The following is a 14924-nucleotide window of genomic DNA, read 5'->3' on the forward strand; positions in this document are numbered from 1 at the left end:
CAAACGTGTCCGGCGCCAGCGTAAATCCGCGACGGCCCCGCCGCGAAGATGTCGCTCAGGTGTTCTTGGCGCAGTTCTGGCAGACGCCGATCAGGGCCACCTGTTCGGGGGCGAGCTGGAAACCCAGCTCGCGGGCGACCTTCTTGCGGGCGGACTCGAGGATGTCGCCGGGGGCGTCGTACACCGTGCCGCACTCGGAGCAGCGCAGGTGCAGGTGCCGCGGCGCGAGGTCGCCGGCCAGGTGGTACGTCGTCCCCGCCCGGCCGAGATGCACGTGCGTGACCAGGCCGAACTCGCCCAGCGCGTCGAGCGCCCGGTAGACGGTGGCGCGGTGGATGCCCGGCCGGAGTTGCTCCGCCCGCTCGCCGATCTGCTCGGCGCTCAGGTGCTCCTCGGTCCCGGCCAGCACCTCCACGACCGCGAGCCGGGCAGGCGTGACCCGCTCGCCCCGCTCCCGCAACCGCTGCGCGCTGACCTCGACCGCACTCGTCATGGGCGCCGCTCCCTCAGGACTTCTTGGCTGCCGTCTTCTTGGCCGCCGTCTTCTTCGCAGCGGTCTTCTTCGCGGCCGTCTTCTTGGTCGCCGTCTTCTTGGTGGTAGTCGTCTTCTTGGCGGCGGTCTTCTTGGCCGCCGTCTTCTTCGCGGCCTTCTTGGCGGTCTTCTTCACCGGGCCGCGGGCGCGCTTCTCCGCGAGCAGCTCGGCCGCGCGCAGCAGCGAGATGGTCTCCACCGAGTCGTCCTTGCGGAGCGTCGCGTTGGTCTCGCCGTCGGTGACGTACGGACCGAAGCGGCCCTCCTTCACCACCACCGGCTTCTTGGACTCCGGGTCCTCGCCCAGCTCCTTCAGCGGCGGGGCCGCAGCCCGGCGGCCGCGCTGCTTCGGCTCGGAGTAGATCTTCAGCGCCTCTTCGAGGGTGATGTCGAACATCTGTTCCTCGGACGACAGCGACCGCGAGTCCGTGCCCTTCTTCAGGTACGGCCCGTAGCGCCCGTTCTGCGCGGTGATCTCGTCACCGGACTCCGGGTCCTTGCCGACCACGCGCGGCAGCGACAGCAGCTTCATCGCGTCGTCGAGCCCGACCGACTCCAGCGTCATCGACTTCAGCAGCGACCCGGTCCGCGGCTTCGCGCCCTTCGGCGCGTCCTCCGGCAGCACCTCGGTCACGTACGGCCCGAACCGGCCCGCCTTCGCAACCACCTTCAGGCCGGTGTCCGGCGCGTTGCCGAGTTCGTGCTCGACACCCGACGGCTGCGCGAGCAGCTCGTGCGCCTTGTCGACGGTCAGCTCGTCCGGCGGCAGGTCCTCCGGTACGTTCGCGCGCCGCTCGTCCTTGTCCTCGACGTACGGCCCGTAGCGCCCCACGCGCACCACGATGCCGCTGTCGTCGCCGCCGACAGCGAACGTCGACATCTCCCGGGCGTCGATGTCGCCGAGGTCGGTGACCATCGACTTCAGGCCCTCGAGGTCGTCGTCGCCGAAGTAGAACCGGGACAGCACGCCCTCGCGCTGCAGGTCACCGGCCGCGACCTCGTCGAGCACGTCCTCCATCGTCGCGGTGAACGCGTAATCCACCAGCCGGGTGAAGTGCTCCTCGAGCAGCCGGACGACGGCGAACGCCAGCCAGGCCGGCACCAGCGCCTGGCCCTTCTTGTAGATGTACTTGCGGGCCTGGATCGTGCCGATGATCGAGGCGTACGTCGACGGCCGCCCGATCTCCCGCTCCTCCAGCTCCCGGATCAGCGTCGCTTCCGTGAATCGCGCCGGCGGCTTCGTCTCGTGCCCCGAGGCGAGCACCTCGAGCGCGGGCAGGACGTCGCCCTCCTCGACGTTCGGCAGCCGGGTCTCCTGGTCGTCGGTACCCGCGGACGGGTCGTCCGCGCCCTCGACGTACGCCTTCAGGAACCCGTGGAACGTGATCACCCGGCCGGACGACGTGAATTCGCACTGCTCGCCGGTCGATGCGGTCGCGTCGATCCGGATCGAGACGCTGTTCCCTGCGGCGTCCTTCATCTGGGACGCGATCGTCCGCATCCAGATCAGCTCGTAGAGCCGGAACTCGGCACCGCTCAGACCGGTCTGCGCCGGAGTCTGGAAGGTCTCGCCGGCGGGGCGGATCGCCTCGTGCGCCTCCTGCGCGTTCTTCACCTTGGAGGTGTAGACGCGCGGCTTGTCCGGCAGGTACGACGCGCCGTACAGCTCCCGGACCTGGGCTCGGGCGGCGGTGATCGCGGTGTCCGACAGCGTGACGCTGTCGGTACGCATATAGGTGATGTTGCCGTTCTCGTAGAGCCGCTGGGCGACCTGCATGGTCTGCGACGCGGACATGCCGAGCTTGCGGCCGGCCTCCTGCTGCAGCGTGGTCGTCCGGAACGGCGCATACGGCTTGCGGGTGTACGGCTTGGACTCGATCGACCGGACCGTGAACTGCGAGTCGCGCAGCGCTCCGGCCAGCGCGGTCGCGGTCTCTTCGTTCAGATGGACGGTGTTGGCGCCCTTGAGCTCACCCGTCGAGCTGAAGTCGCGGCCCTGCGCCACCCGCTTGCTGTCCACCGAGACCAGGCGGGAACCGAACTGCCGCGGCGTCCGGCTCTCACCGGCGTCCAGGGTCGCGTCGAGGTCCCAGTACGACGCGCTGCGGAAGGCGATCCGCTCGCGCTCGCGGTCCACCACCATCCGGATCGCGACGGACTGCACCCGGCCCGCCGACAGCCGCGGCATGACCTTCTTCCAGAGCACCGGGGAGACCTCGTACCCGTACAGCCGGTCCAGGATCCGGCGCGCCTCCTGGGCGTCGACGAGCGCCTCGTCGATGTCGCGGGCGTTGCCGACCGCGTCCTGGATCGCCTTCGGGGTGATCTCGTGGAACACCATCCGGCGGACCGGGACCTTCGGCTTCAGCTCCTCCAGCAGGTGCCAGGCGATCGCCTCGCCCTCGCGGTCCTCATCGGTCGCCAGGAAGAGCTCGTCGGCGCCCTTGAGCAGGTCCTTGAGCTTGCGGATCTGCGCCTTCTTGTCGGCGGGCACGACGTACAGCGGGTCGAAGTGGTCCTCGACGTTGACGCCGAGCCGGGCCCACGGAAGGCCCTTGTACTTGGCGGGGATCTCGTCCGCCCCGCTCGGCAGGTCGCGGATGTGGCCGAAGCTGGACTCCACCACGTACCCGGACCCGAGGAAGCCGGCGATCATCCGCGCCTTCTTCGGCGACTCGACGATCACCAGACGCCGACCCTGGGATTGAACAGAGCCTGCCGCTGTCTTCGTCCCTGCTGCCCCTGCCACTGCGCTCCCTACTCTCGTCCTGCCGACAACGTCTCGTCCGCGACGTCTGTTCCCCCGAGCACAGACCGACCCCGCCCGAGGACAGGGTAAGGCCGACGGCAACGCGTTTTCTCAACGCACGGTAACCGCTGACGGCCCCTGCATGCCTCCGAGGGTGCCAGAAAGTGTCGAACACCCCACCGTCACCGCGCGTTGCGACACCGCCACAGTGTGCCCAGGGCGACGGCTACGAGCGTACGCCGTCTCAGCGGGCGAAGCGCACTTCCGGGAATTTCGGCGACTCGCCCCGGAGCAGCAGCGCGGGGCGGCGGCGCAGCGTCTGGTCGAAGAACGCGGCCAGGTACTCGCGCTGGGCGAGAACGCTGCGCGCCGGTTTCGCGCTGCCGACGAGGGCCTTCATGACCGAGGTGATGATCGGGTCCTCGCCGTAGATGTCGTGGAACAGCTGGGAGAAGACGAACTGGTAGTCGGTGAACGCCTTCTGCTTGGTGCTCCGCAGGGTCAGGTTCAGCTTGCCGCCGCGCTGAGCCTCCCAGAAAGTGGCCCATGACTTGTCGTAATGGTCCTTGCCCGGATCGGTCCGCTGCGTCTCGGCCGAGCCGAACAAGAGGAACGGCCGGTCCAGTCCGCGCTCCGCGACCTCGCCGAGCGGTCCCTCGAGCCGGTCGTCCTGCAGCGTGCCGTCCAGGTCGACGCCGGCCAGGAACCGCTCGTCCTCGAGCATCGTGGTCGCGGCCGCGTATCCCCCGAGCCCGAACCCGAAGATGCCGGTCTTCCGGAGGTCCAGCGCCGCGGCCAGTCCGCCCGGCAGGTCGGCGCCGTCGGCATCGACGTTCTGGCCGCCGGCGATCCGCTCCAGCTGGTCCAGCACGAACCGGGCGTCCGCGATCCGGGTCTCGACCGCCTTCCGGATCGTCTCCGGGTCGACCGGCTCCGGCGCCGGAGCACTCGGCAGGAACCGTCCGCCCGGGAACTCGACCGGCGTCTCGTGCGTGTGGTCCATCGTCACCACGACGTACCCGCGGCTGACCAGGTCCTCGACCTGCGCGGTGTTCACGAACCGGCTGTATTGATAGCCCGGCGAGAACAGGACGACGGGGTGCCGCAGCCGCTGCACCGGTACGCCGATCCGCGCGTGCGTCTCGGTGTTCGCGAAGTCGAACGACCCGCTGGGCAGCGCGAGCCCGTACTCACCCGTCCACGCGGCGTCCACCTCGACCGCCGTCTTCGGCGGCAGGTACTTCGCGAGCGGCGCCGCGCCGAACGTTCCCGCCGGGTACCAGAGGCTGATCATCAACTCCCGCTGCCCGCTCGGCATGCTCGGGTCCGGGCGCGACCGGTCGACCAGGTGGATCGCGGTCGTCCCGAGCGCCTTGCGCCCGGTCGGCTGCGGCAGCCGGAAGCGCACCGGGTGGAAGTCAGGGTCGCCCTGCGCACGGATCCCGCCGGGCTCGAAGGGGGATGCCTGTGCCAGGTCCGCCAGGGCGCCCGTGACCCCAGCCGCCAAGCCGGCCGTCAGGCCGGCCCTGAGGAGGCCTCGCCTGGTGAGGCTGTGGCCGGTGGGGCTGATGGGACGCGAGTTCGCCATGCGCTCATCGTCATCGGCCCGATTCACCCTGTGATCGCGACACCGTCTCAACTTGATGAAGCTGACCTGATGACAATCCCGATCAGGTGAGCTTCAATGTGCGCATCTTGTTCATTGATGCGTGAAGTGAGGCAGTCGTGAGCATCTTTGTCCGCATGAAACGTTCAGTAGTCGCCTTGGCCTTACTAGCAGGTGCACTTGTGCACACGGCGGGTTCCGCACAGGCCGCCGGCACCACGCTCGGTGACGTCACCGGCTTCTCCGCCGACCAGGCCACGTACACCCTCAGCGCCGGGACGGCGAAGGTCCGGGTCGTCTTTCTCGAGGACGACGTGTTCCGGCTGTGGATGGCGCCGGACGGGAACTTCACCGACCCCGCGACCACCGGCGAGGGCTCGAAGATCGTCACCAAGACCGACTACGGCACCCCGCGGACCTCGTGGCGGGATCGTGGCTCCTACTACTCACTGACGACCGGCAAGATCGAGGTCCGGGCACAGAAGCAGCCGTTGAAGTTCTCGCTGTACCGCTCGAACGGCCAACTGGTGTGGTCCGAGGCCGCGCCGCTGTCCTGGACCGACACCTCCACCACGCAGACCCTCGGCCGCGGCGCCAACGAGCAGTTCTTCGGCGGCGGCATGCAGAACGGCCGCTTCTCGCACCGCGACCAGACGATCAAGATCTCCCGGGACTTCAACTGGGAGGACGGCGGCAACCCGAACGCCTCGCCGTACTACATGAGCACGGCCGGGTACGGCGTACTCCGCAACACGTTCAGCCCGGGCAGCTACGACTTCAGCAGCCCGGTGGCGACAACGCACGACGAGAAGCGGTTCGACGCGTCCTACTTCGTCGGCGACCTCAAGACCTCGCTCGACCGCTACACCGAGCTCACTGGCCGGCCGTTCATGCCGCCGATCTACGGGCTCGAGTACGGCGACTCGGACTGCTACAACCGCGGTCACTACGCGACGGACCCGGACCCCAGCAACGACTGGAAGGTCAACCCGGACAAGGTGACGACGCTGGACGCGGTCAAGGTCGCGCAGCGGTTCAAGGACGAGGACATGCCGGGCGGGTGGATGCTCGTCAACGACGACTACGGCTGCGGCTACTCCGACAACACCGAGTCCGAGCAGGTCGACGGCACCTGGTGGGGCAAGCGGGACATCCCGGCGCTGAAGCAGGCCGGTGACGAGCTGCGGGCGCGGAACATCCAGATGGGCCTGTGGACGCAGTCGAACCTGGACCGGCAGCCGGCCGAGGTCGGCGACGCCGGGGTCCGGGTGCGGAAGCTCGACGTCGCGTGGGTCGGCCCGGGGTACCGGTACGCGCTGACCGCCTGCGACACCGCGCACGACGGGATCGAGCAGTACAGCAACGCCCGCGGGTTCGCGTGGATGGTCGAGGGTTGGGCCGGCGCGCAACGCTGCGCGGTGCAGTGGACGGGCGACCACAGCGGCTCGCTCGACGCCATCAAGTGGCAGATCCCGGCGATCACCGGGTCCGGCAACTCCGGGATCGCCTACAGCGCGGGCGACGTGGACGGCATCTTCGGCGGATCGGCGACGTCGTACGTCCGGGACCTGCAGTGGAAGGTGTTCAACCCGGCGTTCATGAGCATGTCCGGCTGGTCGACCCCGGCGTACAAGCAGCCATGGGCGTACGGCGATCCCTACACCTCGATCAACCGCAAGTACCTGAAGCTTCGCGAGCGGCTGCTGCCGTACTTCTACACCTACGCCGCCGAGGCGCACCGGACCGGCGCACCGCTGAACCGGTCGCTGGTGCTCGAATACCCGACCGACCCGAAGACATGGGACGACACGACCAAGTACGAGTTCCTGGCCGGCAAGGAGTTCCTGGTCGCGCCGATGTACGGCGCGGACGAGGTGAAGAGCGGGATCTACCTGCCCGCGGGCCGGTGGATCGACTACTGGACGGGCCGGGTGTACCAGGGCCCGACGACCGTGAACGGGTACCACGCGCCGCTCGACACCTTGCCGCTGTTCGTGAAGGCGGGCGCGGTGGTGCCGATGTGGAAGTCCGGGATCAACACCGCCGCCGAGCAGCGGCCCGGTGACCCGATCGGCGTCGACATCTACCCGTCCGGCAAGTCGTCGTTCAGCATGTACGAGGACGACCGCGTGACCCGGTCGACCAAGTCCGCCACGCAGACGTTCGCGGTGGACGCGCCGACCACGGGCCGCGGCGACATCACGGTCACCATCGGCGCCAGCATCGGCTCGTACGACGGCAAGCCGACGGCCCGCCCGTACGACCTCACGCTCCACACGGGCAGCGCTCCGCACAATGTCTCTGTCGATGGCAAGCCGGTCAAGTGGACGTACTCGGACGGAATCATCCGCATCCAGACCGCGGCGATTTCCACCGCACGCAACGCCGTCGTCCAGATCAGCGGCACCTCCGCGGTCGGCGGCCCCGACGTGACGAACACCTTCGGCACACCTGAGCTCAGCACACCGTCGCTCTGGAACGCTCCGGGCCAGCCGACCGAGGTGACCGCGACCTTCCGCAACGGCACCGCGACGACCGTGCGCAACGTCCGGCTGGACGTCCAGGTGCCGTCCGGGTGGAGCGTGGCGGGCCCGAACACCTTCGCCTCGGTGGATCCGGGCCGGACCGTGACGACCAAGCTGCAGGTCACGCCCGGCGCCGACGTGAAACCGGCGAGCTTCACGTTGACGTTGAAGGCGTCATACGTTGCTCAGGGCAATAACTACGCGACCAGCGCGACGGGGACGGCGCAGTTGCCGTACGCATCGGTGTCGCAGGCCGCGAACGTGGTCGGCGTGAGCGACGCGTCGACGTACAAGCAGGGCAACTTCGACGGGTCGGGCAACAGCTTCAACGGTGAGGCTCTTGCGGCTGCCGGGTACACGCCGGGCGCGACCGTGAACGTGCAGGGCGCCGACTTCACCTGGCCGAGCGGCGCACCCGGTACGCCGAACCTGGTCAAGAACCAGTCGGCGCCGATCCTCGTGTCCGGCACCGGATCGCATCTCGCTCTGCTGGGTGCGGGCGCCAGCCTGAACGCCCGTGGCACCGTGACGATCATCTACACCGACGGGTCGACGTCCGAGGGGACGTTCCAGTTGCCGAACTGGTGCTGCCAGGACCCGACCACGGGTGGCGCGAAACTGGCCGTCTCGGTCAAGGGGCGGTACACCGCGGCCGGGTTGAGCAACACGACGACGGACTACCGGGTGTTCTACACCGCCGTACCGCTCGATCCCGGGAAGACCGTGAAGGCGATCAAGCTGCCCGGCGGCGGGCTGGGCTTCTTCGCCGCGACGATCGCCGACAAGCCGTTGCCGCCGGCACCTACCGGGGAGAACTGGGTCAGCGACCTGGAGTTCCTCGACTCCACCAACGGGTGGGGGCCGGTCGAGCGTGACCACAGCAACGGCGAGGACGCGGCCGGCGACGGCGGGCCGATCACGCTCGACGGCGTCCAGTACGCGAAGGGGCTGGGCGCTCATGCACCGTCGTCGGTCAGTGTCCGGCTGGGCGGCAACTGCACGAGCTTCACCAGCAAACTGGGCATCGACGACGAGATGGAGGACCGCGGCAAGGTCACCTTCAAGGTCCTGACCGACGGCACCGCCAAGTACACATCGGAACAGCTGACCGGTACGTCCCCGACCGCCACCACCACGGTCGACGTCACCGGCGCCCAGACCCTCACCCTGCAGGTCACCGACGGCGGCGACGGCAACACCAGCGACCACGGCGACTGGGCCGACGCCAAACTCACCTGCAACCCGTAACCCTCGAGCGCTACGTCCGAAGAAGTGGTGAGACGTCGCACCACTTCTTCGGACGTAAGCTCCGGCTCGGCGGGTGGGGTGGGGTGGGAGGATGGCGGCATGCGGCAGTTGACGGGGAGTGTGGTGGAGGGGTTGCGTACGGCGTTCGCCGGTGCGGGGTACACCGTGGACGGGGTGGCCGAGCGGCTCGGGGTGCAGGCGAACGCTGCGCTCGCGCGGAACGAGACTGCGCCGGCGGCCCGGCGTACGGGGTCAGGGGATGCGCTCGACGCGATGATCCGGCTGTTCCTGCTGCAGCGCGCGGTGCCGGAAAACCTTGTGGGCAAGGCGTTTCCGGGTGTTGATCTGGTGGGCCTGGGCGTCGTCGAGCGCAGTGGCGGCGACGTACGGGCGGTTCTCGACATCCGGCCGTTCGCGGAGGACGGGCGGGAGTGGTGGGTGGTTGCCGACCTCACGCCTGGGCTCGACGGGCGGCGGGAGGCGATGCGGTCCGACTACGTGCTCGGCATCGCGCCGGCCAGCCTGAGCCTCATCCAGCTCACCGTCCCGATCAAGGCCGAGCGGGCTCTCGACATCGGCACCGGGTGCGGTATCCAGTCGCTGCACCTGGCGGATCACGTCAACCAGCTGACAGCCACCGACGTCAACCCGCGCGCGCTTCAACTGGCCCGTGCGACGGCGGCCCTCAACCACCTCGACCTCGACATCCGCGACGGCAGCCTGTACGAGCCGGTCCGCGGCGAGCGGTTCGACCTGATCGTCAGCAACCCGCCGTACGTGATCTCACCGCCCGGCGGCGACCTCACCTACCGCGAGACCGGATTCACCGGCGACGCCGTGGTCGAGCAGCTCGTCCGCCAGGCGCCGGACCACCTGACCGACGGCGGCTGGAGCCAGCTGCTCGCCAACTGGACCTGCGTACGCGGCCAGGACTGGCAGGACCGCATCGCCTCCTGGACCGCCGACCGCTCCGCCTGGGCGGTGCAGCGCGAACAGCTCGACCCGTCCGAGTACGTCGAGCTCTGGCTCCGCGACGCCGGCCTGCACGGCTCGCCGCAGTACACGACCCGGTACGACGCGTGGATGCGCTACCTGGACGAGCACGACGTCGAGGCGATCGGCATGGGCTGGATCACCCTGCACAACGTCGAAGGATCGCTGCACGCGGAGTCCTGGCCGTACGAGATCGAGCGCCCGATCGGCCCGCACGTCCTGCACCGCTTCGAACGCCTCGAAGGCCTCCCGGCCGACCTCACCGCGCTGCACCTGCGCGTCGCCGACGACGTCGTGCAGGAGACCGCCGGGCAGCCAGGAGCCGAGGACCCGGCGACGATCGTGCTCCGGCGGCAGCGGGGCATGCGCAGAGCCGAGCAGGTCGACACCGTGCTGGCCGGCTTCGTCGGCGCCTGCGACGGCGACCTGAGCACCGGCCAGATCCTCGCCGCCCTGGCCGACCTGATGGACCGCCCGGTGGTCGACGTCCTGTCGGACTACCTGCCCCAGGTCAGGAACTTGGTCGTGGAAGGCTTCCTGGACTACTGAGCGCCCGCCGGCGCCGGCGCTTCTCGGCGTACATGCGCCGATCGGCCTCGGTCAGCAGCTCGGCGACCGGCGTACCGTCCGTGCTGCTCGCCTGGCCGACGCTCAGCCGCAGCATCGCGAACCACGGCTGCTCCGCGCGTGCCGCCTCGCGATCGGCCGCGCCCTTGATCCGCTCGACCAGCTCGGGCGCACCGCGCTCGTCGGGGTTGTCGAGGACGACGACGAACTCGTCCCCTCCCGCCCGCGCCACGACGTCCTCCGCGCGGCACTGCTCGGTCAGCAGCGTGCCGACCCGGCGCAGGACGTCGTCGCCGCTGGCATGACCGTAGCTGTCGTTGATCACCTTCAGGTTGTCCACGTCGATCGCGAGCACCGCGATCGAGCGGCCGGAGTCCTGCGCCACCGACATCCGCTCGTCGAGCGCGCGCCGGTTGCCCACGCCGGTCAGCGGATCCTCCCGCGCCGCCCGCCATTCGGCGTCGTGCCGGATCGACAGTTCGTGGCTGGCCAGCGCGCTCCGGACGGCGTACAGCCCGCGCAGCCGCTCCGCCCACCATCCGCGACTGATCGCCCGCGCGTACTGCAGCCCGGTCACCGCGCCGGGGTCACCGGACTCCGCGATGATCTGTACGGCGGTGTGCCGGATCAGCGCCTCCACCGGCGGATCGGACGTCGGCGGCAGGTCGCTCGCGGCCCGGTCCGCCGCGTCCATCGCGTCCCCGCCCCGGCCGAGCGCCAGATACGCCTTGGCCAGGTAGGTGCCCGTGATCGCGGCCAGCTCCAGGTCGCCGAGCTTGGCCAGCTGGTCCCGGCAGTCCTTCAGGATCACCGCCGCCTCGTCGGCCTCCGCGGCGTCGTTGCTCGCCGCGAGCCACATCCGTCCGGCGATCGGCCAGTACCCGAGCAGGTCTGCGGCGAGGATCACGTCGACCGCCGCACCCGCCCAGCGGTGCGCCTCCCGGCGGCGTTGCCGGATCTCCTCGTCGTACGACGTGTCGCCGAGCCGCTCGAGCTCGTGCGCCCAGCGCAGATTCGACTCGGCCAGGTTCAGCCGGTTGATCGCCGGCGCCTCGGACAGGCCGAGCGGGTCGTGGTCACCGTCGGCCGCGAGCTCGAAGTGCGGGATGCACAGCTCGTACAGCCGGAGCAGGTCGTAGGCGTAGCCGAGACCGGTGTGCGCCCAGCCGGCCAGGCCGAGGTCCCGGGTCCGCGACAGCGCGTTCTCCGCGGCGACCAGGTCGGCGACCGAGTCACCGCCCTCGCCGGTGCGGATCAGCGTGACGATCCGCAGCGCGATCGCGTTCGCCTCCCAGCCCGGCTCGTCGATCGCGCGGGCGACCCGGATACAGCCGTCGACGGCGTCCAGCGCCTCGACGGAGTCGGTGGCGTGATGTGCCGCGACGGCCCGGACGTACTCCGCGGCGGCCCGCTCGTGACTCGGCTCCGGGCCGAGCTCGGCGAGCAGCGCGTTCAGCTCCAGCGCCGCCTCGGCCGGACTGCCCGACTGCGCCCGCGTCATCGCGTCCGCGATCCGCGTCGTCACCCCCGACGTCTCCCGCACCACACCGCCCGCCCTTCGTCACTTCTTGCGGCGCTTCTCCTCGTACAGACGTTGGTCCGCCCGGGAGATCAACTGCTCCACACCGATTCCTTCGGCCGTCGCGGCGTACCCGATGCTCACCCCGAGCCGACGCAGCCACGGCCTGTCCGTCGTCGCCGCGATCGCGTCGAGGGCGATCCGGATCCGCTCGGCCAGCTGCGCGCCGCCCTTGGCGTCGGGCTGGTCGAGGACCACGAAGAACTCGTCGCCACCCGATCGAACCACGGCATCGGTGGCCCGCGCCTGTTCTACCAGGAGATTTGCCACAACCTGCAGCAATTCGTCCCCGCAGGCGTGCCCGAACGTGTCGTTGACGAGCTTCAGTCCGTCGACGTCGAGCGCGAGCAGCGTCACCGCCCGGCCCGAGTCGCGCGCCGCCGTCAACCGCTCGTCCAGCGCCCGGCGATTGCCCACGCCGGTCAGCGGATCCTGCCGTGCCGCGTGCCATTCGGCGTCGTGCCGGGCCGGCAGATCGTGCACGGCAAGCGCATGCCGTACGGCGTTGAGCGCGCGCTGCCGCTCCTTCCACCAGCTCCGCGCGACCGATCGGGCGTAGGCCAGCCCGGCCACCGCTCCCGGCGTACCGCCCGCCGCCTCGATCTCCGAACGGGTCTGCAGGACCAGCACGTGGGTCGATGGATCGGCCAACGGAATCAGATCGTCGGCGGCCCGGTCCGCGGCAGCCTTGGCCTCGTCGGGTTTTCCCTGCGCCCGCAGGGCCCGGGCGAGGTAGGCGCCGGCGAGCGCGAGCCGCTCGGTCTCCCCCAGCTTGCTGATCTCGTCGCGCAGTTGGGTCAGGTCGTCGACCGCGCGGGCCGGGTCCTCGGCAGTCACGGCCGCAGCCAGCCAGAGCCGGGCGCTGAGTCTCCAGAACTCCTGGGTCTCGTCGTCGACCAGAACGTCTTCGGCCTCCCGCGCCCAGTACGCGGCGGACGCCAGGCGGTCTTCGATCTCCTTTGTATACAAGGGATCGCCGAGCCGCTCGAGTTCGTGCGCCCAGCGCAGGTAGGTCTCGGCGAGGTTCAGGCGGTCGATGGCGAGCGACTCGGCCAGCTCGAACACGTCGTCGTCCAGGCGGGTGGCGAGCTCGTAATGCGGAATGCACAGCTCGAAGAGCCGCAGGACGTCGTACGCGTAGCCCAGACCGGTGTGCGCCCAGGCGGTGAGGCCCGGGTCGTCGGTGCGGTTCAACGCCGCTTCGGCCGCGACCAGGTCGTTGACCGTGTCACCGCCGCGGCCGCTGCGGGCGAGGTTGATGATGCGGATCGGCAGTGCGTTGGCTTCCCAGCCCGGTTCGTCGATCGCGCGGGCGATGTCGATGCAGGCGTCGACCGCCCGGAGCGCTTCGTCCGCGTCACTGGCGTGGTGCGCCGTCACTCCCCGGACGTACTCCGCGGCGGCCGCCTGGTAGCTCGGCGCCCCGCCCAGCTCGGCCCGGATCGCGTCGATCTCCGCGGCCGCCGTCGCATGCCCGCCCGACTGGGCCGCCGTCATGGCAGCGGCGATCCGAACGGTCAGCGGGTCGTCCGCCGCCATCTCGCCATTGCCCATACCGCCGACGGCCCTTCCCTGATCCGTCACCCGCACCTCGGGCCGGACCGCCCATTGTGACCACCTACCCCACATCCTGTCACGACCCGATCAGGCCAACGGCAACCTAGTGCCACGCGAACCGTACTCGGCGTATCGCTTTTCACTTGCTGTCATCGACGCGGCACTGGCTCAAGGACCTGCGTCACCTTAGGGTGAGCAGTCGGGTGCCGAGCGTTCTGGGGGACGCGTTGGAAGATCACATGCGCAGGCTGGACGAACTGGCGGCGGCCGATGCTCGACGAGGCGGCGAGCGGATCGCCTTCGAGCGGGAGTGGGACGAGCTGCTGGCGGAGATCCGGCGCATCGACGGCTTCTCGGGCTTCCTCCGGCCACCGGGCCTGGACGAGCTGCGGCGGGCCGCGATCGGTGGGCCGGTCGTGGTGGTCACGGTCGGCCGGCTGCGGTCCGACGCCGTGATCCTGGCGGCGGATGGTATCGAGCGGGTGATCCAGCTGCCGGCGACGTACGACGACACCGTCGAGGAGGCGCTGCGCTACCTGCAGACCGTTCACGACTTGGAGGTCGCGCGGCAGGTTGCGGCCGAGGCCCAGCGCCCCTTCCTGGACGGCGACCGGTCGATCGCGTCCATCCAGGCGTTCCACGCCGCGGCGGCACAGTTGCACGCCGAGCGGATCCGCGGGGAAGGAACCATCCTCGAGGTCCTCGACTGGCTCTGGACAGCGATCGCGGAGCCGGTCCTCAGGGCGCTCGGACACACGACGACACCCGAGGGCGACACCTGGCCGCGACTGTGGTGGTGCCCGTCCGGTTTGCTCACCGCGATGCCGCTGCACGCCGCCGGGCGGTACGCCGCGGACGCCACCGGCGACACCGTGCTCGACCGGGTCGTCCCGTCGTACACGCCGACCGTCCGGGCGTTGCTCGAGGCAACGAAATCGCCGGTCGGCACGCTCGATCCGGGGCTGCTGGTGGTCGCGGCCCCCGACGTTCCCGGCCAGACTCCGCTCCCCAACGTCGAGCGCGAGGTCGAGCTTCTGACCCGCCTCTTCGCCGGCAGCAGCACGGTCCTGTACGGCGAGGCGGCCACCACGACCGCCGTACGGGCCGAGCTGGGCCGCCATCCCTGGGTGCACTTCAGCTGCCACGGGAACCAGGACGTCACCGACCCGTCGAACGGCGGCCTGATCCTGCACGACGGCACCCTGACCGTGCACAGCATCACCGGCGGCACCTACCAGGGCGAGCTGGCGTTCCTGTCGGCCTGCAAGACGGCGACCGGCGGAGTCGAACTGCCGGACGAGGTCATCACGCTGGCGGCAGCCATCCACTACGCCGGCTACCGCCAGGTCATCGCCACTCTCTGGTCCGTCTACGACCCGACCGCCGCGGATGTCGTCGAGGCGGTCTACACCGAGCTCGCGGGCAACGGCGGCCGGCCGGACAGCACCCGTGCCACCCAGGCTCTGTACCGCGTGGTCCGCCGCTTGCGTGACCGCTACCCGACCAGCCCGAGCGTGTGGATGCCGTTCATCCATCTCGGGCCCTGACCGATCAGCGGCGAAGGAGAG

8 protein-coding genes are annotated in these 14924 nt (G+C 70.0%); 3 read left to right on the forward strand and 5 right to left on the reverse strand.

The window, feature by feature from the left end; all coding sequences use genetic code 11:
* Nucleotides 1–55 precede the first annotated feature (55 nt).
* The 3 genes from ACWEOO_RS07815 to ACWEOO_RS07825 all read right to left on the reverse strand — a co-directional run bounded on the left by ACWEOO_RS07815 (nt 56) and on the right by ACWEOO_RS07825 (nt 4869).
* Nucleotides 56–493, reverse strand: a complete 438-nt coding sequence (locus tag ACWEOO_RS07815; RefSeq protein ID WP_359936938.1) for a Fur family transcriptional regulator — start codon at nt 491–493, stop codon at nt 56–58.
* Between the two features lie 13 nt (nt 494–506).
* Nucleotides 507–3218, reverse strand: a complete 2712-nt coding sequence (gene topA, locus ACWEOO_RS07820; protein WP_452142321.1) for a type I DNA topoisomerase — start codon at nt 3216–3218, stop codon at nt 507–509.
* Between the two features lie 307 nt (nt 3219–3525).
* Complete coding sequence (locus tag ACWEOO_RS07825) at nt 3526–4869, reverse strand: alpha/beta hydrolase (RefSeq protein WP_452142322.1); 1344 nt, start codon at nt 4867–4869, stop codon at nt 3526–3528.
* 200 nt (nt 4870–5069) lie between these two features.
* Here ACWEOO_RS07825 and ACWEOO_RS07830 point away from each other — a divergent pair, with 200 nt between their 5' ends.
* Together ACWEOO_RS07830 and ACWEOO_RS07835 are read left to right on the forward strand one after the other, a co-directional pair.
* Nucleotides 5070–8660, forward strand: a complete 3591-nt coding sequence (locus ACWEOO_RS07830; protein WP_452142323.1) for an NPCBM/NEW2 domain-containing protein — start codon at nt 5070–5072, stop codon at nt 8658–8660.
* 99 nt (nt 8661–8759) lie between these two features.
* Complete coding sequence (locus ACWEOO_RS07835; RefSeq protein WP_452142324.1) at nt 8760–10202, forward strand: DUF7059 domain-containing protein; 1443 nt, start codon at nt 8760–8762, stop codon at nt 10200–10202.
* On the opposite strand, the gene ACWEOO_RS07840 is transcribed toward ACWEOO_RS07835, so the two are convergent.
* Both ACWEOO_RS07840 and ACWEOO_RS07845 read right to left on the reverse strand, forming a co-directional pair.
* Nucleotides 10165–11745 carry a diguanylate cyclase gene (locus ACWEOO_RS07840; RefSeq protein ID WP_452142325.1) on the reverse strand — a complete coding sequence of 527 codons (1581 nt, stop codon included), beginning with the start codon at nt 11743–11745 and terminating at the stop codon, nt 10165–10167. The genes ACWEOO_RS07835 and ACWEOO_RS07840 overlap by 38 nt on opposite strands.
* 36 nt (nt 11746–11781) lie before the next feature.
* Complete coding sequence (locus ACWEOO_RS07845) at nt 11782–13383, reverse strand: diguanylate cyclase domain-containing protein (protein ID WP_452142326.1); 1602 nt, start codon at nt 13381–13383, stop codon at nt 11782–11784.
* A 212-nt stretch (nt 13384–13595) separates the two neighbouring features.
* Between ACWEOO_RS07845 and ACWEOO_RS07850 the strand changes: the two genes are divergently transcribed.
* Nucleotides 13596–14903 carry a CHAT domain-containing protein gene (locus tag ACWEOO_RS07850; protein WP_452142327.1) on the forward strand — a complete coding sequence of 436 codons (1308 nt, stop codon included), beginning with the start codon at nt 13596–13598 and terminating at the stop codon, nt 14901–14903.
* The last annotated feature ends 21 nt before the right edge of the window (nt 14904–14924 follow it).

It is taken from the genome of Kribbella sp. NPDC004138 (assembly GCF_053603655.1).

Excerpts from the sequence above, each read along its gene's own strand:
- ACWEOO_RS07815 (WP_359936938.1), bottom strand. The coding sequence starts at position 493 with ATGACGAGTGCGGTCGAGGTCAGCGCGCAGCGGTTGCGGGAGCGGGGC.
- ACWEOO_RS07825 (WP_452142322.1), bottom strand. The coding sequence starts at position 4,869 with ATGGCGAACTCGCGTCCCATCAGCCCCACCGGCCACAGCCTCACCAGG.
- ACWEOO_RS07835 (WP_452142324.1), top strand. The coding sequence starts at position 8,760 with ATGCGGCAGTTGACGGGGAGTGTGGTGGAGGGGTTGCGTACGGCGTTC.
- ACWEOO_RS07850 (WP_452142327.1), top strand. The coding sequence starts at position 13,596 with ATGCGCAGGCTGGACGAACTGGCGGCGGCCGATGCTCGACGAGGCGGC.